Genomic DNA, 22,660 nt, shown 5'->3' on the forward strand with positions numbered 1-22,660 from the left:
TATCAAATTGTAAAATTAGCTATTTGATTTTATTTCAGCTTTTGGTTTGTATTTTTTAAGTAGTTTTGCGTTTTTTCCTACGCAATAAGCGTTACTAATTAAAATAAACCTCATGAAACAAAAATTGCTTTATCTTTTCTTACTGGCCAGTGTTGTAGCTTTTGCACAAGTACCTTCTTATTACAACAATGTAAATTTAAATCTAAGTGGTACTGCATTGCGAGATGAACTGGCAACGAAAATAATTGTAACACACACAAATGCCTTAAGTTATACTCCTGGAATATGGGAAGCTTGCAAGGCTACTGATTTGGATCCAAACAATAGTGCTAACGTATTACTTATTTATGGGTATAGTGATTCAGATGGCAATTATGTAACAGATAGAACACGAAGTGTGAATGCTAATGGCGGAAATATGGGTACAGATTGGAATAGGGAACATACCTTTCCAAACTCTCTCGGTAACCCAAGTCTAAACAGCTCAGGCACAAGTGGTCCTCCTTATGCAGATGCTCATAATTTAAGAGCTTCTGACGTAAGGATGAATTCCAATCGCGGGAATAAGAAATTTGCTTCCGGAAGCGGAAATGCGGGCGACTCTAATGGCGGATGGTATCCAGGTGATGAATGGAAGGGAGATGTAGCACGTATTGCAATGTACATGTATCTTAGATACGGTTCTCAATGTTATCCTACTCTAGTTGCTAACGGAAATACAAACACCGCTGACAGCAACATGATAGACCTTTTACTTCAATGGAATGCAGAAGACCCCGTTTCTGTTTATGAAGATGCCAGAAATACATATCATAATAGTAATGCTACTTATGCACAGGGAAATCGAAATCCGTTTATTGATAATCCGGCATTTGCTACTCAAATTTGGGGAGGACCTCAGGCAGAAGATCGCTTTGGAAATACTGGCGGAGGTACTGATACGCAGGCACCATCTGCGCCTGCATCTTTAGTAGCAAGTAGTATCACCCAAACTGGAGTTTCTTTAAATTGGATTAATTCTACTGATAATGTAGGGGTAACTGCTTACAATATTTATAGAAACGGAAGCTTATTTCAAACTACAACTACGAATGCTGCTACGATTACAAATCTTTCCGAAAGTACTACTTATACCTTTTTTATAAGAGCTAAAGATGCCGCTGGAAATCTATCATCAAATAGTAACACCGTTTCTGTTACCACGATTACTGGAGGTGGTGGAGGAGAAGCCTCCGAGTTCTTTTTTTCAGAATACATTGAAGGTAATTCTAATAATAAAGCTTTGGAAATCGCAAATTTTACCGGAAGCAATAAAAGTTTGTCGGGCTACAGTATCCGTAGAAACACAAATGGTGGATCTAGTTGGGGAGCCGCTTTTTCACTTTCAGGATCGGTTGCCAATGGGGATGTATTTGTAATTGCCAATGCTTCCGCTACTTCGGCAGTGACCAATCAGGCAGATGTAACTACTACAGCAGATGCTATGGTTTTTAATGGAAATGACCCTGTAGGACTTTTTAAAAATGGGACATTGATAGACATTATTGGTAATTTTGCCGGAGGTTCAGCTAATTTTGCAGTAAATATTACCTTGAGAAGAAAAGCCAGTATTAGCAGTCCTTCTGTAACCTACGATGCAAATGATTGGGATTCTTTTGCTGTAGATACTTTTAACGGATTGGGGGATCACAGTATTAATGGTGGAGGAACTGGCGGAAGTAACCCTACAACCACAGTACTTCAAGAAAGTTTCTTTGAAACCGGATTGGACAACTGGATAGATGGTGGTTCTGATTGTGCTCGTTATTCAGGATCTCGTTCTTTTGAAGGTAATTATTCCATTCGCCTACGAGATAATTCAGGAACGGCTTCTTCCTTAACGTCACAAGCGTTCAATCTTACTAATTATGACACCGTTGAAGTTGAATTCTATTTTTATGGGTACAGCATGGAGAATGGAGAAGATTTCTGGCTTCAATTTAACAACGGTAGTGGATACACAACTGTAGAAACCTTTGCTAGTGGAACCGATTTTAATAATAATACGTTTTATTCAGCAACAGTAACACTGACCAATGCAACCTCAAATTTTGGAATTTCCAGTAGATTCAGGTTTAGGTGTGATGCCTCTTCTAATGCAGACCAGATCTATATAGATCAAGTAAAAATTACTGGAATATCAAATAGCGGCTCTCGCTCACAAGTCCTAGATTCCAAAGAATCTGTTATTAAAAGAGTAGGTTCCCTTGTTGAAAAAGACAAAAACGAAATGATTGCTTTTTATCCCGTTCCTGTAGCTACTTCATTAACCATACAGTATGGTAATGATGAAGAAGCGAGTTTTGAGGTTTTTAATATGTATGGGCAGCAAGTTGAGAAAGGTGTTTTTACTAATGAAACAACTATTAATACCTCAAGCCTTTCTAATGGAATGTATATCGTTAGGATTATAGATGAAGATGAATCATTTTCAAAAAGATTTTTAAAAAAATAGTTAAACAAAATATAGAAAAAGAGGTGCTAGACTTGTTTAGCACCTCTTTTTTGTATAAAAAAACGTTAAAAAAGGTGTTTTAAGCTGTTTTTAACATCATGATAACATCAGTGAGTTGCAATCCTGTTTAACTTAACATCATAAAACAGTTTTAACCTAACCAAACAGATTGATCATGCAAAATTCTATTTCGGGAATGTTCCGACTCATGGCAAGTACGCTTTTTTTTGTTTTTTTAACCAGTAGTATTTCTGCGCAACTAAACCTGCCCACAGGAAGTCAAAAAGCCCGTGTAATTCAAACTATTGGTATCACAGACATCACAGTTAATTATTCAAGACCTTCTGTAAATGAACGAGAAATATGGGGGAAGTTAGTTCCATATGGCTACAATAACCTTGGTTTTGGCACCGCAACAGCGGCACCCTGGCGTGCTGGAGCTAATGAAAATACAACCCTATCATTTTCACATCCTGTAATTATTAATGGGCAAAACATTAATTCTGGCACTTATGGTTATCATGTGGCAGTAGAAGCAGACAATACTGCAACAGTGATACTTTCTAAAGATGCCACCTCATGGGGAAGTTATTTTTATGAACAAGAAAATGATGTAATCAGAGTACCCGTTAAAACAAAGGAGATACCCCATACAGAACTATTAACCTATGTTTTTAATGAAGTTTCAACCACAAAAACAACGCTTGCGCTACAATGGGAAAAGAAAGAAATTCCATTGACCATAGAAGTAGAAGTGCACAAATTGGTTCTTAATGACATAAGAAATGCATTAAAAAGTTCTCCTGGCTTTAATAGGCAAAGTTGGGAGCAGGCTGCAAATTATGCGCTGAATAATAATGGAGATCTTAAGGAGGCACTAGGCTGGGTTGATGCAGCAATTGCAGGTAAGTTCTTTAGTCAGAAAACATTCGGAAACTTAATGATTAAAGCCAATATTTTGTCTAAAATGAATAAAATGGAGGATGCTAAAGAAGTAATAGATGAGGCATTGGCTATAGGTACTGTTTTTCAGGTTCATCAATATGGAAGGCAATTAATAGCTAGCGGACAAAAGGAAAAAGCATTGGAAGTTTTTAAATTCAATTTAAAAAAACATAAAAAAACATGGCCCGTTCATTTGGGGGCAGCTAGGGGGTATGCCGCTAACGGAAACTATAAAGAAGCGCTAAAACATCTTACTATTGCACAAAAAAATGCGCCAGATCAAGTAAATAGGGATGCAATCGCTGCTAATTTAATCAAGCTTAAGAATAATGAGGATATTAATTAAACAAAGAGGTCATTCATCATCATTGTATTGCAAAAACTCCGTTTAAGCGGAGTTTTTTTAGTCGTAAATCCCAGATTATCCATTGATGGTTTACAATAATTCCGCTAGCTTATATAATTCCAAATATTCTTGTATTTGGCAATTTGCCCGTAAACATATTTATAAATCTGATGCTCGATCATAGAGAGAGAAGGATCTTTTTTTAAGATTTGTATGGCATAAAATCTAGCTGTTTTTAGAATATCATGATCCCTTATTACATCTGCAATACGTAGGTTTAAAACACCACTTTGCTGTGTCCCCATAATATCTCCTGGTCCTCTTAACCTCAGGTCTACTTCGGCAATTTCAAAACCATCATTGGTTCTCACCATGGTTTCCAGTCTGGTTTTGGAGTCATTAGTAAGCTTATGGCTCGTCATAAGAATACAAAAACTCTGTTCTGCTCCTCTACCTACACGTCCGCGAAGTTGATGCAATTGAGACAAGCCAAAACGTTCTGCACTTTCAATGACCATTACAGATGCATTGGGTACATTTACACCCACTTCAATCACGGTAGTTGCCACCATAATTTGAGTTTCTCCCTTAATAAATCTATTCATTTCAAAATCCTTATCCGCAGGCTTCATTTGTCCGTGAACTATAGATATTTGATATTCCGGCTTTGGAAATTCTCTGGAAATACTCTCATAGCCATCCATTAAATCTTTATAATCCATTTTCTCCGATTCCTGAATCAACGGATACACTACATATATTTGGCGCCCTTTTTTTATTTCATCTTTCATAAAGCGAAATACGCGTAAGCGATTGCTATCAAAACGATGCACTGTTCTAATGGACTTTCTTCCTGGAGGCAATTCATCTATCACAGAAATATCCAAATCGCCATATAGGCTCATCGCCAAGGTTCTAGGAATAGGAGTGGCGGTCATTACCAATATGTGAGGAGGATTTTCATTTTTTCTCCATAGCCGAGCCCTTTGTGCTACCCCAAAGCGATGTTGCTCATCAATAATTGCCAGTCCAAGATTCTTAAATTGTACTTTGTCTTCTAGCAGCGCATGGGTACCTATGAGTAAATGTAATTTACCAGACTCTAACGATTCGTGAATTTCACGCCTTGCCGCTTTTTTCACGGAACCCGTAAGAATACTAACTTCAATGGGTAATTGGGCTACTAAATCTTTTATGCCATTATAATGCTGCGTAGCTAAAATTTCTGTAGGTGCCATAATACAGGCTTGAAAATTATTGTCAATAGCAAGCAAAACAGCCATTAACGCTACAATTGTCTTTCCAGAACCCACATCGCCCTGCAACAAACGATTCATTTGTGCATTGCTACCTAAATCATTGCGAATTTCTTTAATAACTCTTTTTTGTGCATTGGTAAGTTCAAAAGGTAGGTATTGCTTGTAAAAATCATTGAAAAGCGTACCTACCTTATCAAAATTAAAACCTTTGATCTTCTTCTTCCTAACCAGATTTTTAATAATCAGCTGTAGTTGTATATAGAATAGTTCTTCAAATTTTAATCGATATTGCGCTCTTGCCAGCAATTCTTGGCTTTTAGGAAAGTGGATGTTTAAAAGCGCTACTTGTTTAGATACTAGTTTTAATTCCTCCAGAATTCCAATTCCCAAAGTCTCTAAAAATTGAGCCTGAGTTTCAATAAAGAGTTGCTCCATCAATTTATTGATCACTCTATTGGTAATGCCTCTATTACTGAGCTTTTCGGTAGAAGGGTATACGGGTTGCATCGCAGAGCGCAAACTTTTTTTGTGTTCATCTAGGAGTTCCATTTCTGGATGCGGCATACTAAAAACGCCATTGAACCAATTGCATTTACCAAAAACTACATAAGGAATATTGATTTTGAGGCTTTCTTTGATCCATTTATGCCCCCTAAACCATACCAACTCCATATCCCGTTCACCATCTGTAAATGTAGCTACCAACCTTTTGCCTTGCTTTTGAGCCACGCTTTTAATATGGGTAATTTTTCCCACTACTTGAACCTCCGCAGAATTTCGCTGTAACTCCGCAATTTTATAATACCGAGTTCTGTCAATATATCGATTAGGAAATAAGTTTAACAAATCCTGATAGGTATGTATGCCTAATTCTTTACGCAGCAGCTCTGCACGGTTAGGACCAACACCTTTTAAATAATCTATAGGAGTATTTAGAATTTCCGAGTTCATTAAAACGAAGATAATCTTCCAGATGCAATGTTCAAAGTTTATCTTTATCCTGTTAAATAGGGATTTTAAAAATATAGTATTCTAATTAACGTTAAGTAAAACAAGACAGCAAGTAATGAGGCAAAAGTTAAAGAATTTCTTAAAGACATTTATAAGGATAATCTTATTATACTCCTTTTGTTTTTCTTTTTCTCAACAGTATGATAATGTAGATTTTAAACAATGTAATGTAAACATTTACATTAATCCTTATAAAGAATTGGTAAAAGGTGCGGTAACGTATTCCTTTGTGGCTAAAAAAAATATAGATAGCATATATTTAGATGCACGTAAACTACAATTTTTAGAAGTAAGATTAAACGGTTCCAACGTAAAAACATCCTATGATAATAAGCGTCTGGTAATTCATAAAAAAATAAAAAGAGGTAAACCATATAAACTTAAAATAGATTATCAGTCCAATCCAAAAAAGGCCATGTATTTTATTGGATGGAAAGAACCTAATGAGAGGCAGCAAGTATGGACTCAAGGACAAGGCAAAAATAACAGCCATTGGCTACCTTGTATTGAAGATGTCAATGAAAAGATTGTCTATAAATTGAATCTTACATTTCCTGAAAGTTATGAGGTTATTGCAAATGGCGAGTTAGATGCTACAGAGCTAATTCAAGATAGCCTCAAAACTTGGAAGTTTTCTATTAAAAAACCTATGAGTAGTTATCTTTTAGCAGTGGCTGCTGGTGATTATCATAAAAAGATCATCTATTCCAATTCAAAAGTTCCTATAGTGTTATTTTACTATCCGGAAGATTCACTAAAAGTGGAACCTACCTACAGATACTCAAAAAGGATTTTTGATTTTTTTGAAGAAAAAATTGGAGTTCCTTACCCTTGGAAAATCTACAAACAAGTTCCGGTTAAAGACTTCTTATATGCCGGAATGGAAAACACCACCACCACTATTTTTTCAGATTCATTTCTAGTAGACTCTATTGGATTTGTAGATAAAAAATATGTAAATATCAATGCGCATGAATTAGCACATCACTGGTTTGGTAATTTAGTAACTGCAAAGAGTAGTGAACACCATTGGTTACAAGAAGGTTTTGCTACTTATTATGCATTATTAGCTGAACGCGCTCTTTTTGGAGAAGATTATTATTATCAAAAATTATACGAATCTGCTAAACAGCTAATTTCACTTTCAGAAAAGGGTAGTGGAGAAAGTTTACTAAACCCAAAAGCTAGTAGTTTAACTTTTTATGAAAAAGGGGCTTGGGTTCTTCACATGCTAGCTCAAAAAATAGGGGAAGAAAACTTTGATAAAACGGTCAAAGAATATCTAACTCAGTATCAATTTAAGAGTGCAGATACGGATGCATTTTTAGCTATTGCTGTAAAGAATTCGGATGTTGATTTAACCCAATTTAAAGAATTGTGGATTACTGGGAAAACAATTCCTAAGTTAAACGCAGAACTTGTGGGAAATAAACTTATTGTTCTTGAAAATGAATGGGGAATTGATATACCCTTAAGATTTGTAGTAAATGCTAAAGATACCATTTACACAAAAATAAAACAGAGTCATGATTTAACAGATTTGTTAGTAGGCAATAGGTCTTTGTCTAATGAAATAAATAGTATTCACCTCAATTATGCCTATCAACTATTGGTTGATTTACAATTCAAACGATCTAAGGCTTTATTAGAGGAACAAATTTTTAATGCCCTCAACAGTGCGGTTGCTATGGATGCATTCTCATTTTTAAAAGATACGGCCCAAAAATTGGTGGTTAGTAAAAAGCTTTTAGAAGAAAACTATCCATTCCAGTTAAAAGAGTTTGCAGTTTATCAACTTGCACAGAACTTAAATCCTAGCACTATTAAAATATTAAGATCAGTTGCAAATTCAAAGGAGATTAGACTAAGACAAGCAGTTGTTAAACATCTAAATACTATTCCAGCCAATTTAAAGGAATCATTTGAAGGTTTATTGGAAGATAAAAGCTATATGACCAGAGAAAGCGCGCTATTTAAGTTATGGGTAAATTTTCCAGAAGATCGTTCTCGTTATCTTGAAATAACCAAAGATATGATAGGTTTTAATAACAAAAATATTCGTACTTTATGGTTAGCTTTGGCGTTGGGAACACCCGATTATAATTCTCACTCAACACCTATTTATTATAAAGAACTTTCAAAATATACCAATCAGTATTATCATTTTGAAGTACGCCAAAATGCGTTTACCTATTTATACCAGTTACAAATGATATCGGACCTAAGTCTTAAAGATTTAATAAAGGCCGGAACACATCCAGTATGGCAGTTTGCTTCTTTTGCCAGACGTCTAACAGACTTGCTTTTAAAGGATAAAGATTATAGATTTAGAATAGAAAAAATAACACATAACTTATCAAAAGAACACACAAATTGGGTACTAAAGCGGATAGAATAAAATCCTTTATAAATAGATTTTAATTAACAAAAATGAGAGCATTAGTTATTTCAGGAGGCGGCAGTAAGGGTGCATTTGCAGGCGGGGTATCACAGTTTCTTATTCAAGAACTCGGTAACTCCTATGATTTATTTCTGGGCACTTCAACCGGGAGCTTATTAATATCGCACCTGGCCTTAGGAAAAGTAGCTGAAATTAAGGAAATCTATACCTCCGTAGATCAACAAAGTATTTTTAACATCTGTCCCTTTATTGTGCGAAAAAAACACGGAATTGAAAGTATAGGAATTAATCACCTTAATGTGGTTAGGAACTTCATTAGAGGAAGTAAAACCTTTGGGGAAAGCTATCATCTTCTAGAACTCATAAGAAAATCTATTACAGAAGAAGATTTTGTAAAGCTTAAAGAAGGGTTGTCTGATGTAGTAGCTACCGTATCAAATCTTTCCTTAAATCAAGTAGAATACAAATCTGTTAATGATTATTCCTACGATGAATTTTGCTATTGGCTTTGGATTTCATGCAACTACACCCCGTTTATGAGTTTAGCGAGGGTTGATGGATGTGAATACGCAGATGGTGGTCTTGGAAGTATGGTTCCCATAGAGGAAGCTCTTAAAAGAGGCGCTACAGAAATAGACGCAATTATACTTCAAACAGAAGTTACTCACTTGAATAGAATGCCTAGTAAAAATCCATTCTCTTTAATTACAAGTATCTTTAGTTTCATGCTTGATAGAATAGAACATCAAAATATTAGGATAGGAAAATTTGTAGCTAACAACAATAATGCAATTATAAACTTCTATTATACCCCCACAGTGCTCACTACCAATTCTCTTATTTTTGACAAAAAGCAAATGTCTGAATGGTGGAGAAGTGGATTTGAGTTTGCAAGAGTAAAAAATACAGAAACAAATCAAATTATATAGTAATGAGAGCTTTAGTAATTAGTGGTGGAGGAAGTAAAGGTGCGTTTGCTGGAGGAATAGCGCAATACTTATTGGAAGTTGAAAAGAGAGATTACGATTTGTATTTGGGAACCTCTACTGGAAGTCTACTAATGCCACATCTTGCGAATAATCAAATTGAAAAAGCGTATGAAAATTATACTACTGTAACACAGCGTAAAATTTTTAGTAATAATCCCTTTATAGTTAAAAAAAAGGGAGGACGTGAATATGTTGGAATTAATCACCTTAATGTACTTTGGCAAATTATTAAAGGAAAAAGAACGTTTGGTGAAAGCAAAGCCTTGCGTAGAAATATACGACGTAGTTTTTTAGAAGTAGAATTTAATCAATTAAAACAATTAGATAAAGAAATTGTAGTTACCGTATCCAACCTTACAAAGAATAGTATAGAGTACAAGTCTTTGAAAGATTTTGAATATGAGGAGTATTGTGAATGGATTTGGATAGGCTGTAATTACATTCCTTTTATGTCTTTGGTCAAGAAAAACGGATTTGAGTATGCAGATGGTGGTTTTGGTGCGGTTGTACCTATTCGGGAAGCGATAAGAAGGGGAGCTACTGAAATAGATGCTATTATTTTGGAAACAGAAACCATGGAACGCAATAATGTGCTTGGTCGTAATCCATTTTCTCTAATGGTGAATCTCTTTGCTTACTTATTAGATCAGGTAGAGCATAATAACATCTTGGTAGGGAAACTTGCAGCTCAAAATAAAAATGTAAAGCTTAACCTGTTTTACACACCTACTTCACTTACTGAAAACTCTCTTATATTCAATAGAAAGCAAATGAAACTATGGTGGCAACAGGGGTTTATTTATGCAGGCCAAAAAATAAAAAAGGATAGAGAACAAAGGCTACGCACTAAAGACATTGCTTAGACTACCAGAGTTCACCCACTTCTTTTTTTATAAAAGATAATGCTGCATAAGAAGGAGTTTGCCTATCCATCAAATCGTTTAAGATACTTTCACGTAATTTATCCGAAGAATCAATTTTATCGCTCATACTTGATTTACGAATAATTTGGATGGTTGCATTTTTAGCAGCCTTTACAATATTCCAACATTCGTCACTCATATATATTTGTTGAGAGATATTATGGTCATACTCATTCTCAATATTTGTGATTAACTGATTTTCATATTCATTTTTACTGGCACTAGAAGGAGAAACCCGTACTAATAACTTTTGCGGATTGATACGCTCAAGAAACAATGCCATCCGCTCGTAAGCTTGAAGCCTAATAGGTAAGGTGTTTTTTTGTGCATCTTTTTGAATAATGAATCTTCTTCTGGCATCTTCATTTTTGGTATGAAGGTTAAAAAAATAATATGCCAGAATACCCGTAATTAAAGCAGGCATGGTATAGGCTAAGAGTTCAAAGAATTTATTCTCCATGAAGAATTATTTAAGACTTTTGGTTAATTTAATTAGGATGACAAGTATAACGCTTAATCAATCTATTTTATTTTATAATCACCACCAAGATAAATACAATCTTTTAGATCTTCCATTTTTTCAAAAGGAACCTTTACCTTATTGTAGCCATAACAATCAGCTAGTGTTTGTGTCATATTTTTATCGCCAAGACTTACATCCACATCTTGCATGGTTAATTCGCATGGATGCTCATAACCACATGCATGGGTGATTTCAAGTACTTCTTTTCTAAATGTTTTAAAATATTGTTGAAGTCTATCAGACTTTAAGGGTACATTAATCCCTTTTTGCAACCACTTGTTCTGAGTAGCAATTCCTGCCGGACAACGATTGGTGTGGCATACTTGTGCCTGAATACATCCAATACTCATCATTGCCTCTCTTGCTACATTGATACAATCTGCTCCCATAGAAAATGCCATAATAGCTTTAGCAGGAAGCCCCAATTTACCACTGGCAATAAAAACAATACGTTCTGTAAGGTCTTTATCTTTAAAAATACGATATACTTGTTTGAATGCGAAAACCAATGGCAGTGATACGTGATCTGCAAAACTAGGAGGAGCAGCGCCAGTGCCGCCTTCTCCGCCATCAATGGTTATAAAATCAGGGCCTTTATTAGTTTTTGTCATATAATCGGCCAGTTCTTTCCATTCGGCTGTCTTACCAATAGCTGCTTTAATACCTACTGGGAGTCCCGTTTCCTCTGCAATTGCCTCTATAAACGCTACCATCTCAGGAATGGTGCTAAACGCACTATGAAAAGCTGGAGAAAGAACTGCTTTGCCCATTTCCACATTTCTAATTTCAGCGATTTCTTTAGTGATTTTTTTAGCAGGTAAGACACCTCCTTTTCCTGGTTTGGCGCCTTGCGATAGCTTAATTTCAATAGCTTTTATATAAGGATGTTCTTCTACCAGTTTTTTGAGATGTTCCATAGAAAAATTACCGTCTTTATCTCGAACCCCAAAATAACCCGTACCGAAATGAAAAACTATATCTGCACCATTTTTATGATAAGAAGACAAACCACCCTCTCCGGTATTGTGATAAGCCCCTGCTTTTTTAGCACCAATATTCATTGATTCTACAGCCTTTGCAGATAAAGAACCGTAACTCATAGCAGAAATATTGATAATGGAAGCTGGTCGGTATGGTTTCTTACGCTGGTTATATGCACCCATTACTTTTGCGCAAGGAAGAAAACATTTGTCTTCCAAATTTGGATGTCCTTCCTTTAATTTAAAAGGAATCATAGCATTGTTTACAAAAATATACTGATGCGCATAAATATCCCTATCGGTACCAAAACCTTCATAATTATTTTCATTTTTAGCTGAAGCATAAATCCACCCTCTTTCAATTCGGTTGAAAGGAAGTTCTTCCCGATTATTTGCAACTAGGTATTGGCGTAATTCCGGACCAATACTTTCCAGCATATACCTGAAATGCCCTACAACGGGGAAGTTGTGAGTAATGGTATGCTTGTTTTGAAAAAAAATATCTCTTATAGCTACCAATAAAAAAAGAATTATTAACCATCCCCACCAAGGAATAGAACTAACAATATCTAGTATATGATTCATATATTAATTTCCTAAATAATCATGCACAATTTGAATAAATGTTTTCACCCCCAGAAGCATCCCACTCTCGTCAATATAAAAAGCTGGAGTATGGTGAGAAGTTGCATTTTCTGGTTTTACATTTAAAGGTTTTCCTCCTAAAAAGAAATAAAATCCAGGAATTTTTTCCTGAAAAAATGCAAAATCCTCGGCTCCTGTGATTGCTTTTGCCAAATACACATTTTCTTTTCCAGCTGCTTTTTGTAACGAAGGGAGTGTTTGAGCAGTAAGGTCTAGATCATTAAACGTTATGGGGGCAGTATCTTCAATAGAAACGGTTGCAGTAGCTCTGTATGCCTTGGCAATAGCAGACACCATTTCTTCCATACGCTTATTTATTTTGGTTCGCATATTGTAATCTAAGGTGCGAATGGTACCAATCATTTCTGCCTCTTCCGGAATAATATTAAAACGTACTCCTGAGGTAATTTTGCCCACTGAAATTACCGCCGCCTCGTTGGTTAGTTGAGACTCTCTACTAATAATTGTTTGAAGTCCGTCTATAATTTTTGCAGATACCATGATAGGATCAACTCCGGTCCAAGGACTGGAGCCATGGGTTTGCTTTCCTTTTACCTTAATCACAAAACGTTGAGAAGAAGCCATGGCACCTCCTGGTTTGTAATTTAATTTACCAACATCCATTCCTGCAGAAATATGCAATCCAAAAATGGCGTCTACTTTGGGGTTTTCAAGAACGCCTTCTTTCACCATAAGAGATGCACCTCCTTCTTCTCCAGGTGGCGGCCCTTCTTCTGCTGGCTGAAAAATAAATTTTATAGTACCTGCAAAATCGTTGTTTTTTGCCAAAATCTCAGCAACACCCATCATTATTGCTATATGAGTATCATGCCCGCAAGCATGCATTACCCCGGTTTCTTTTTCCAAAAAGGTAGTAGTTACTTTTGATTTAAAAGGCACATCTGTAATTTCCGTAACAGGTAGCGCGTCTATATCAGCCCGAAGCGCAATCACTTTACCTGGTTTTTTTCCTTTTAAAATCCCCACAACTCCGGTTTTTGCAATTCCTTCTTTTACTTCTATTCCTAGAGATTTAAGATGCGTAGCAATTTTTTTAGCGGTATTATACTCTCTATTAGACAACTCGGGGTTTTCATGAAAATCTCTTCTCCATTCAATGATTTTGGGTTCTATAGCAGCAATCTCTTTTTCCAGTTTTTGCTGCGCCATAGAAATAAATGGCAGCATTAAAACCAGAAGGCTAATATATTTTTTCATAATTAAAATTTTATAAGTCTGTAATTGTTATTTTGAAGTTGAATAAGAGCAGTCATCGCAGACAAAGCCCACTGTACCTCAGGCAGGGTATCAGATTTTGATATATTTCGATGTGCAGCGGTTTGTCCGCATAGAATAATTTTCACACCTGCAGCGTCCAAGGCTTTTATTAATGGAGCATTAGGGTTTGAAATTTGAAATTTTTGCTCGTATTTTTCATTAGACAATATAGCGCTGGAAGCTTTCCCATGAATTACCAAGGCTACCTGAAGATTTTCTTTAGGAAAACCATTTCTAACATGTAAATTAAGAAAACGAGCAGCGGTTTCAATCAATGGGTTAGGAGCAGATTGGTTTTCATAAGTTCTATCTACGTCAAATACTACTTTAAGAACATTTGTTGTGTCTGTTTTAAAATCAATAGTTTCCACTTCATAAACAGCACCATACTGGGATATCACGGGACCTTTGGTGCTTGTGCTTTGTGCGAATAAGGTTGTCGTGCAAGCCAAAAAAAGCAGTACACACAAATCTATTTTATTCATGAAGTTCATTTCTGCTTTAAATATATTAAATAAATATTTGAATGTTTATAAATAATGAACTCACGTTTTCTAAATCGGGTGATAATAGTTATTTTCACGTTCTCATTTTATGACTTTAGAAAGCTGTGTTGGAATCGTATATTAATGAATTAAATGAAGCACAAAAGGCTCCTGTTTTGCATAAAGACGGCCCTTTAATTGTGATTGCTGGAGCAGGCTCGGGAAAGACGCGGGTGCTTACCTATAGAATCGCTTATTTAATGAGTCAGGGAGTAGATCCTTTTAATATTCTGGCATTGACTTTTACCAATAAAGCGGCTCGGGAGATGAAAAAAAGGATCACCGCCATTGTAGGTGGTTCGGAAGCCAAAAATCTGTGGATGGGAACCTTCCACTCCGTCTTTGCGAAAATTTTAAGGTTTGAAGCCGATAAGTTGGGCTATCCAAGTAATTTCACCATCTACGATACGCAGGATTCACAACGGTTGATCTCTGCAATTATAAAGGAAACAGGCCTTGACAAAGACATTTATAAGTATAAACAAATTCAGTCTCGTATTTCTTCTTATAAAAACAGTTTAATTACAGTAAAAGCCTATTTTTCAAATGCTGAATTAATGGAAGCAGATGCCATGGCAAAACGGCCTAGAATGGGTGATATTTATAAGGAATATGTGGATCGTTGTTTTAAGGCTGGAGCAATGGATTTTGATGATTTACTTCTCAAAACGAATGAACTCATTAATCGTTTTCCAGATGTCTTAATGAAATATCAAGATCGTTTTCGCTACATTTTGGTAGATGAGTATCAAGACACCAATCATTCACAATACCTGATTGTAAGAGCATTATCAGATAGATTTCAAAATATTTGTGTGGTAGGAGACGATGCTCAAAGTATTTATGCATTTAGAGGAGCTAACATAAATAACATTTTAAATTTTCAAAAAGATTACGATAATGTAGAAATGTACCGATTGGAACAAAACTACCGCTCCACAAAAAATATTGTAGAGGCTGCAAACTCTGTTATTGAAAAGAATAAAAGCCGACTTGAAAAAGTGGTATGGACTGCTAATGAACAAGGTTCTGCGATTAAGGTAAATAGATTGATCACAGATGCAGAAGAAGGGCGTTTTGTAGCAAGTTCTATTTTTGAAAATCAAATGCAGCATCAAATGTCTAATGGAAGTTTTGCGGTTCTTTATAGAACTAACTCTCAATCCAGAGCTATTGAAGATGCCTTGCGCAAGAAAGATATTCCATATAGAATCTACGGAGGACTCTCTTTTTATCAGCGTAAAGAAATTAAAGATGTGCTGTCTTACATAAGACTGGTTATTAATCCAAAAGATGAAGAGGCGTTAAAACGAGTCATTAATTACCCTGCAAGGGGCATCGGTCAAACTACTGTTGATAAGCTGGTGGTAGCAGCAAAACATTACGACCGTTCTATTTTTGAAGTAATGGAACATCTTTCAAAGATAGATCTTAAAATAAATTCTGGTACTAAGCAACGTCTGGAAGACTTTACCAATATGATTAAAAGTTTCCAGATTATGAATGAAGGTGCAGATGCATTTGTGCTTGCAGAACATGTTGCCAAAAAAACAGGAATCCTACAGGAGTTTAAAAAAGATGGTACCCCAGAAGGAATTGCCCGAATGGAAAATGTAGAAGAGCTCTTAAATGGAATTAAGGATTTTGTGGAAGGACAAAAAGAACTGGCGGATGCTACAGGCTCTATAGCAGAATTTATGGAAGACGTTGCGCTGGCTACAGATTTGGATAAAGATACAGGTGATGATGATAGAGTAGCACTAATGACCATTCATTTGGCAAAGGGACTTGAGTTTCCATACGTTTATATTGTAGGTATGGAGGAAGACTTGTTTCCATCTGCTATGAGCATGAATACACGTAGTGAGCTGGAGGAGGAAAGAAGGTTATTTTATGTGGCACTTACCCGGGCAGAGAAGCAGGCTTATCTTACTTATACACAAAGTAGGTATAGATGGGGTAAATTGATTGATGCAGAGCCAAGCCGATTTATTGAAGAAATAGAAGATAAATTCTTAGAATATATTACTCCCGTAGACACGTATCGCTTTAAACCCATGATTGATTCTGATATTTTTGGGGAGGTAGATAAAAGTAAATTACGTCAACAAAAACCTATATCAGGAGAACCTCGAAAAGGACCTAATACAGAGCAACTTAGAAAGTTAAGAAAACTAAAACCAGACCTACAGCAACCCATTGGAAATAGTAATGCAAAAGGGTTAGATCTTACCGAAGGAAGCAGAATAGCTCATTCAAGATTTGGAAATGGAGTTGTGATTAAAATTGAAGGAGTTGGAAACGATAAAAAGGCTGAGATCAAATTTGACAATGGGGATGTTAAAAAACTATTGCTGAGATTCGCCAAGCTGAGTATTCTGTAATTAGGCATTTTTGACGAGAATTCCGTAATTTTACATACGTAATGATTCCTACTTTATATGGCTCAATTCATAAAAATATACGAAACAAATCCTAATCCTAAGGAAATAGCTAAAGCTGTTGAGATTCTTAGAAATGGAGGATTGATTATTTATCCTACAGATACTGTTTACGGATTAGGTTGTGATATTACCAACAATAAGGCATTAGAGAGAATTGCTAGAATTAAAGGTGTAAAGCTAGAGCGTGCTAATTTTTCTTTTGTTTGTGCAGATTTAAGTAATTTATCAGACTATGTTAAGCAAATAGACACCCCAACTTTCAAAATTTTAAAGCGTGCTTTACCAGGCCCTTACACTTTTATCTTACCTGGTAATAATAATCTTCCAAATGTTTTTAAGAAGCGGAAAACGGTTGGTATTCGAGTTCCCGATAACAACATCGCTAGAACTTTAGTAGAACAGTTAGGCAATCCCATTATATCTACTTCTATTTATGATGAAGATGAACTAATTGAGTACACTACAGATCCTGAATTAATTCTTGAGAAATGGAATAACTTGGTTGATTTAGTTATAGATGGTGGCTATGGAGATAATGTTGCTTCCACCGTAATAGACCTTTCCGGAAGCACCCCGGAGGTGGTTAGGGAAGGCAAAGGGCCTGTTGATATTTTATAACCTTTAAGATTTCTCTTAGATTCATGAAGAAAAAAAAATTATTCATAGTGCTTGTCATTACCTTTTTAATATCAGGTGCCGCAGGCTTTTACCTTTACCCATTATTTCAACTTTATAAGACAGGTAAAGAAAAGATTCTTCTTAAAGAAGATGTTACTTATTTTGTTCATACAGGTACTTCTTTAGATAAGCTGGTGGAAGATTTAGAGCAAAAAACTATTATAAAAAAAGGGAAGTGGTTTAAAAAGTATGCATTGAGGCGCAATCTTAAAGATGCTACTTTAGAACCAGGGAAGTACGAGCTAGAAGCAGGGATGACTTTAGAAAGTCTGGTCACAGGGTTTAGAAAAGGGTATGCAGAAAAAGAAGTACGCATCACGTTTAACAATGCAAGAACCAAAGAAGATTTAGCTGGAAAAATAGCAGATAATCTTGAATTGGATAGTACTTTGCTAGTAACAAAACTGAAAGATCCTGAGATTGCTATAAAATATGGTTTTAATGCGCATTCTTTTAATGTTATGTTTATTCCAAATACTTACAATGTTTATTGGGATATTACGGCAGATGAATTATTAGACAGAATGGCAAAAGAATATAAGCAATTTTGGAATGATGAACGTTTACAAAAAGCAAAAGAATTAAATCTCTCTCCAATCGAAGTTTCTGTTCTTGCTTCTATCGTAACCTGTGAAACCGCTAAAAAAGATGAAAGTAAAATTATTGCAGGAGTTTATGTAAACAGGCTCAAAAGAGGCATGCCTTTAGAGGCAGATCCTACGTTGGTTTGGATTCTGGGAGATTTTACGATCAAGAGAGTCCTTAACAAGGATAAACAATTAGACTCTCCATACAATACCTATAAATACGCCGGTTTACCTCCAGGGCCCATTTATATTCCATCTACCACCTATATTGATGCCGTATTAAATTATGAAAAACATGATTATATTTTCTTTTGTGCGAGGGAAGATTTTTCAGGGTATTCAAATTTCGCCGCTACGTATCGCCAGCATCTTGTAAATGCTCGCAAATATCAAAGAGCTTTAAATGCCCAAAGGGTTTACCGATAACAATAGATTATAAAAAGTATAAAAAAAGGAGTACGCTTAAAAGCCTACTCCTTTTTCTATTATTATTGAATTCTAACTAGTTATTAATCGCAGGGTCTTTCATTCCATCTTCAATCATACCAAAAAATTGATCTAATTTTGGAAGCACTACGATACGCGTTCTTCTATTTTTTGCACGCCCCTCCGGGGTATCATTACTTGCAATAGGTACATAATAACTTCTTCCAGCAGCAGTCATGCGTTCTGGCTTCACTCCAAAGTCATTCTGTAAAATACGAATAATCGCAGTAGCACGGTTTACACTTAAATCCCAGTTGTCTTTTAAAACCTTATTGTTAATAGGCACATTATCTGTATGGCCCTCTACTAAGAATTCAAAATCAGGCTTATTTTTCACTACAGTCGCTACTTTTCCTAATACCTCCTTGGCCTTGGCTGTCACGTTGTAACTTCCGCTACTGAAAAGTAATTTGTCGGAAATAGAGACATATACTACTCCTTTTTCAACACTTATCTCAATATCTTCATCATCAAGATTTCCTAGAACTCCTTTTAGACTTTGCACTAAAGAAAGATTTACAGAGTCTCTACGAGTAACTGCGTCCTGTAATTTACGAATGGTTAAATCTTTTTCACGAAGACTTTCTAAAGACTTTTCTAGGTTCTCAGCACCCTTTGTAGTAAGAGTAGTAAGATTTCCTAAATTGTTTATTAAATCTTGGTTATTAGCTTTTAAAGTAGTTACTTGATCTGTAAGCGCTTCATTTAAAGAAGATAATCCTGCTTTTTCCTCCAAACAAGAGTTTAACTTGACCGTCGCAGAATTTAACAGGTCTTCCGTTTCCTGTTGTTTTGCCTCCAGTTCAGCATATTTTTTCTGGGAAACACATGAAGTTAATAATACCAGAGCACCCAAGCTCCATAAAAAGGATTTTCTCATAATTTAAATGTAATTTTAGAAATTGACGCTCAAAATTATCAAATTGGCTATTGTTTTGAGAGCGGTTTTAGTTAATCTTTTACTAAATTGTTAAAGTTTCTCATATTACGTACGAAGTAAGACCATACTATAGATGTCGTAACGTAATATTTATTTGGTTTTTCAATAGGTGATCTGTTTGAAAACGTTCTTTTAAAATGCATATAAAAGCTAATATGTGCTTTTAAAATAGCTGCAAAATGTCTCCATTTTAATTGAAAAACAAATCGTAAGCCGGCAAGTCCGTCGAGCAATAATCTTATCAATAAGATTGGAAAAACTTTTCTTTTGGGAAGGTTCTTTGTTATGGAAAAGAGTGAATTTCTAAAGTTTAAAAACGTTTTTTTAGGATTCATATTACTTAAGGTTGCTCCACCAACATGGTAAATAGCGGAAAAACCGGTATAATATGATTTATAACCTCTATTTCTTGCTCTCCAGCAAAAGTCTATTTCTTCTTGATGTGCAAAATAATCTTCATCAAATCCTCCTAGTTCTTCAAAAACACTGCTTTTTACAAACATACAAGCACCTGAAGCCCAGAATATTTCTTTGATATCATTGTATTGGCCATGATCCTTTTCTAAGGACTGAAAGATGCGTCCTCTGCACAAAGGATATCCTAAACTGTCAATATATCCACCTGCCGCTCCCGCATATTCAAAATGACTCCTCTTGTTATAATCCAGAATTTTAGGTTGAACAATAGCAGCGTCTGGATAGTCTTTGAAAACTGTAATAATTGGTTCAAGCCAGCCGGGTGTAACTTCCACATCAGAATTTAACAAACAATAAATGTCTGCATTTACAGATACCAGAGCATCATTATATCCTTTGGCATATCCACCATTTATTTTATTCTTAATAATAGTTACCTCTGGATAATTTTTTTGAACAAATTGAATAGAGGTATCTGATGATGCATTGTCTGCTACATAAATACTTGCTTCAGGAGAATAGGAGGTGACAGAAGGCAAAAACTTTTCTAATAGTTCCCTTCCGTTCCAGTTTAATATGATGACGGCAATTTTCAATGTATAAAAGTTGCAAATTTAACGGATATAAGATGGAATATCCTTTAAAAAAACATATTTTTCATTGTTATAATCTAATTGACAATAAAAGTGTTCTATTCCATTGGTTACCATAAGATATGAAGCTTTGAGCTTTAAATTGTAAGTGGCAATCTGATCAAAAGTTTTTTGATTAATTACAATATTAGGTGCTTTGCATTCTACTATTAAGTGAATACTTCCATCACTATTAAAAATAACAAGATCATATCTTTTGACAAGATTATTAATCTTAATTTGTTTTTCAACGTTAATTAAAGATGCAGGATATTTTTTTTCCCTTCTCAAGTAATGAGAAACATGTTGTCTAACCCATTCTTCTGGTTGTAGCACCACAAATTTTTTGCGTAAATCATCGAAAATACAGAGTTTATTTTCGCTATTTTTGAAACGAAAAGGATATGGCGGAAAATTAAGGTGTTGCATTCTGCCAAAATACTAAATTGCACAAAAAGAGATTTGATTTTTTCCGAAAATATAATCATCATTATAAACATTTGATTTGGACGAGGTAAAAAAAATTGTAGCATCCATTAAAGAAGGCAATATTGCTCCAGTTTATTTCTTGATGGGTGAGGAACCCTATTATATAGATCGTATCGCTGAATTTATTGAAGAAAATGTACTTCAAGAAGAAGAACGTGGTTTCAATCAAATGGTTCTTTATGGAAGAGATGTAAGTATAGATGAAATCGCCTCAAATGCCAAACGCTACCCAATGATGGCTGAAAGACAGGTAGTAATTGTAAAAGAAGCCCAAGACCTTTCAAGAACTATTGAAAATCTCACTTCCTATGTTGAAAATCCACAGCCTACTACAGTGTTGGTTTTTTGTTATAAATATAAAACGATTGATAAGCGTAAAAAACTGTATAAAGCACTAAAAAAAGGGGGTGTTTTATTTGAGAGCAAAAAATTATATGAAAATCAGGTAGGGGAGTGGATAAGAAGGGTTTTAGGGGGAAAAAAATACACAATTTCTCATAAGGCAGCGCAAATGCTGGTAGAATTTCTTGGAACTGATTTGGGAAAAATAAACAACGAACTGGAAAAATTGCAACTCGTCGTTAAACCAGATACTCAAATCACCCCTGAGCTTATAGAGGAGAATATAGGCATTAGTAAAGACTTCAATAATTTTGAGCTACGAAAAGCAATTGGTGATGGTAATTTTGTAAAGGCTACTCGTATTATTAATTACTTTGCTCAAAATCCGAGAGAAAACCCTACCGTAGTAACTATTTCTTTGCTTTATAATTTTTTCTCTCAATTACTTCATTATCATGGACTCCGAGATAGGTCTCCTAAGAGTGTGGCCTCTGCACTAAGGATTAATCCCTATTTTGTGAGTGAGTATCAAACCGCGGCTAGAAATTATCCTATGAAAAAAGTGAGTAAAATAATAACGGCACTTAGGGAAACAGACGTAAAAAGTAAAGGAGTTGGAGCTATTAATTTGGGCACAGAAGACCTTTTGAAAGAATTATTAGTAAAAATAATGACCTAGAAAAACATGGGTTAACACTTGCTTTTCTAGGCATATGTCTTTATCTTCTATTCATCATTCCATCTATTGAATGTTTACCACCACCTAAAAAAGCTATTGCAAGGAATCCTATTAAATAAAGGAGTGCTAATTCTTTTTTAGCAAGCGGGTCGCTCCCATGAACTATAAAAGCAGCAACAGCCATAGTTATCGCGGCTGGAATAGCAGCAATTTTGGTTTTAAAGCCAACAACAATTAAAATAGGAGCTATAAACTCCCCAAATACTGCTAATATGAGGGATAGTGTTGAATTCATACCTAAAACAGACGGAAACCGAATTTCTCCACCATTTATGAGCATATTAAATTTACCATACCCATGCGTTATCATAAGAGCACCCATACCTATCCGCAAGATGGCAAGGCCAATATCATTTAAAGATCCTTTCATAAAAGTCTAAGTTTAAATTTTTCTAATATACTAATTTCTTTTATTTGATTTCTTCGTGCTTTAGATAAAATTTAAGGATAAAATAGAAAAAATAATACCCATCAATAAGACGCTAAAACTATTTTGAAAATTTAAATTGAGGATCAACAATCTATATCCTAAGCTTAAGTATTCAAATTTACAGAACTATTTATTTT

General features: G+C 35.2%; 18 protein-coding genes. 9 read left to right on the plus strand and 9 right to left on the minus strand.

Annotated features, from left to right (window positions below; all coding sequences use genetic code 11):
* Positions 1–112 precede the first annotated feature (112 nt).
* Together WBG07_RS00415 and WBG07_RS00420 are read left to right on the plus strand one after the other, a co-directional pair.
* A complete protein-coding gene (locus WBG07_RS00415) occupies positions 113–2,494 on the plus strand; it encodes an endonuclease (RefSeq protein ID WP_340198491.1) in 2,382 nt (793 codons plus the stop codon).
* Positions 2,495–2,669: 175 nt separating this feature from the next.
* Entirely contained in the window at positions 2,670–3,785 is a 1,116-nt protein-coding gene (locus WBG07_RS00420) for a DUF2911 domain-containing protein (protein WP_340198492.1), read from the plus strand.
* Between the two features lie 104 nt (positions 3,786–3,889).
* On the opposite strand, the gene recG is transcribed toward WBG07_RS00420, so the two are convergent.
* Positions 3,890–5,995 carry an ATP-dependent DNA helicase RecG gene (gene recG, locus WBG07_RS00425; RefSeq protein ID WP_340198493.1) on the minus strand — a complete coding sequence of 702 codons (2,106 nt, stop codon included), beginning with the start codon at positions 5,993–5,995 and terminating at the stop codon, positions 3,890–3,892.
* 115 nt (positions 5,996–6,110) lie between these two features.
* Here recG and WBG07_RS00430 point away from each other — a divergent pair, with 115 nt between their 5' ends.
* The 3 genes from WBG07_RS00430 to WBG07_RS00440 are packed head-to-tail and all read left to right on the plus strand — an operon-like array spanning position 6,111 to position 10,308.
* Positions 6,111–8,453 (plus strand): M1 family metallopeptidase, encoded by a 2,343-nt coding sequence (locus tag WBG07_RS00430; RefSeq protein ID WP_340198494.1) that lies wholly within the window; start codon positions 6,111–6,113, stop codon positions 8,451–8,453.
* 32 nt (positions 8,454–8,485) lie between these two features.
* Positions 8,486–9,385, plus strand: coding sequence for a patatin-like phospholipase family protein (locus tag WBG07_RS00435; RefSeq protein ID WP_340198495.1), 900 nt, complete (start codon positions 8,486–8,488; stop codon positions 9,383–9,385).
* A 2-nt stretch (positions 9,386–9,387) separates the two neighbouring features.
* Positions 9,388–10,308: a patatin-like phospholipase family protein gene (locus WBG07_RS00440; protein WP_340198496.1), complete on the plus strand. Its 921-nt coding sequence runs from the start codon at positions 9,388–9,390 to the stop codon at positions 10,306–10,308.
* 1 nt (position 10,309) lies between these two features.
* On the opposite strand, the gene WBG07_RS00445 is transcribed toward WBG07_RS00440, so the two are convergent.
* The 4 genes from WBG07_RS00445 to WBG07_RS00460 form a co-directional block, all read right to left on the minus strand.
* Positions 10,310–10,828 (minus strand): DUF7935 family protein, encoded by a 519-nt coding sequence (locus WBG07_RS00445; protein ID WP_340198497.1) that lies wholly within the window; start codon positions 10,826–10,828, stop codon positions 10,310–10,312.
* Between the two features lie 62 nt (positions 10,829–10,890).
* Complete coding sequence (locus tag WBG07_RS00450; RefSeq protein ID WP_340198498.1) at positions 10,891–12,456, minus strand: FMN-binding glutamate synthase family protein; 1,566 nt, start codon at positions 12,454–12,456, stop codon at positions 10,891–10,893.
* A gap of 3 nt (positions 12,457–12,459) precedes the next feature.
* Positions 12,460–13,734, minus strand: a complete 1,275-nt coding sequence (locus WBG07_RS00455; protein WP_340198500.1) for an amidohydrolase — start codon at positions 13,732–13,734, stop codon at positions 12,460–12,462.
* A gap of 2 nt (positions 13,735–13,736) precedes the next feature.
* Positions 13,737–14,279, minus strand: a complete 543-nt coding sequence (locus tag WBG07_RS00460) for a DsrE family protein (RefSeq protein WP_340198501.1) — start codon at positions 14,277–14,279, stop codon at positions 13,737–13,739.
* 128 nt (positions 14,280–14,407) lie between these two features.
* Here WBG07_RS00460 and WBG07_RS00465 point away from each other — a divergent pair, with 128 nt between their 5' ends.
* The 3 genes from WBG07_RS00465 to mltG are packed head-to-tail and all read left to right on the plus strand — an operon-like array spanning position 14,408 to position 18,474.
* Positions 14,408–16,723, plus strand: a complete 2,316-nt coding sequence (locus WBG07_RS00465) for an ATP-dependent helicase (RefSeq protein ID WP_340198503.1) — start codon at positions 14,408–14,410, stop codon at positions 16,721–16,723.
* A gap of 57 nt (positions 16,724–16,780) precedes the next feature.
* A complete protein-coding gene (locus tag WBG07_RS00470) occupies positions 16,781–17,401 on the plus strand; it encodes an L-threonylcarbamoyladenylate synthase (protein ID WP_340198504.1) in 621 nt (206 codons plus the stop codon).
* A 23-nt stretch (positions 17,402–17,424) separates the two neighbouring features.
* The gene (gene mltG / locus WBG07_RS00475; protein ID WP_340198506.1) at positions 17,425–18,474 is read left to right on the plus strand and encodes an endolytic transglycosylase MltG; all 1,050 of its coding nucleotides are present in this window, start codon (positions 17,425–17,427) and stop codon (positions 18,472–18,474) included.
* A 76-nt stretch (positions 18,475–18,550) separates the two neighbouring features.
* On the opposite strand, the gene WBG07_RS00480 is transcribed toward mltG, so the two are convergent.
* The 3 genes from WBG07_RS00480 to WBG07_RS00490 form a co-directional block, all read right to left on the minus strand.
* Positions 18,551–19,414, minus strand: a complete 864-nt coding sequence (locus tag WBG07_RS00480; RefSeq protein ID WP_340198507.1) for an OmpA/MotB family protein — start codon at positions 19,412–19,414, stop codon at positions 18,551–18,553.
* A gap of 71 nt (positions 19,415–19,485) precedes the next feature.
* Entirely contained in the window at positions 19,486–20,487 is a 1,002-nt protein-coding gene (locus tag WBG07_RS00485; RefSeq protein WP_340198509.1) for a glycosyltransferase family 2 protein, read from the minus strand.
* Between the two features lie 18 nt (positions 20,488–20,505).
* A complete protein-coding gene (locus tag WBG07_RS00490) occupies positions 20,506–20,952 on the minus strand; it encodes a type I restriction enzyme HsdR N-terminal domain-containing protein (protein ID WP_340198511.1) in 447 nt (148 codons plus the stop codon).
* A gap of 76 nt (positions 20,953–21,028) precedes the next feature.
* Between WBG07_RS00490 and holA the strand changes: the two genes are divergently transcribed.
* Positions 21,029–22,033: a DNA polymerase III subunit delta gene (gene holA / locus WBG07_RS00495; protein ID WP_340198513.1), complete on the plus strand. Its 1,005-nt coding sequence runs from the start codon at positions 21,029–21,031 to the stop codon at positions 22,031–22,033.
* Between the two features lie 40 nt (positions 22,034–22,073).
* On the opposite strand, the gene WBG07_RS00500 is transcribed toward holA, so the two are convergent.
* Positions 22,074–22,463, minus strand: a complete 390-nt coding sequence (locus tag WBG07_RS00500; RefSeq protein WP_340198514.1) for a DoxX family protein — start codon at positions 22,461–22,463, stop codon at positions 22,074–22,076.
* Between the last annotated feature and the right edge of the window lie 197 nt (positions 22,464–22,660).

Source organism: Ascidiimonas meishanensis (genome assembly GCF_037782385.1).
Lineage (GTDB): Bacteria > Bacteroidota > Bacteroidia > Flavobacteriales > Flavobacteriaceae > Ascidiimonas > Ascidiimonas meishanensis.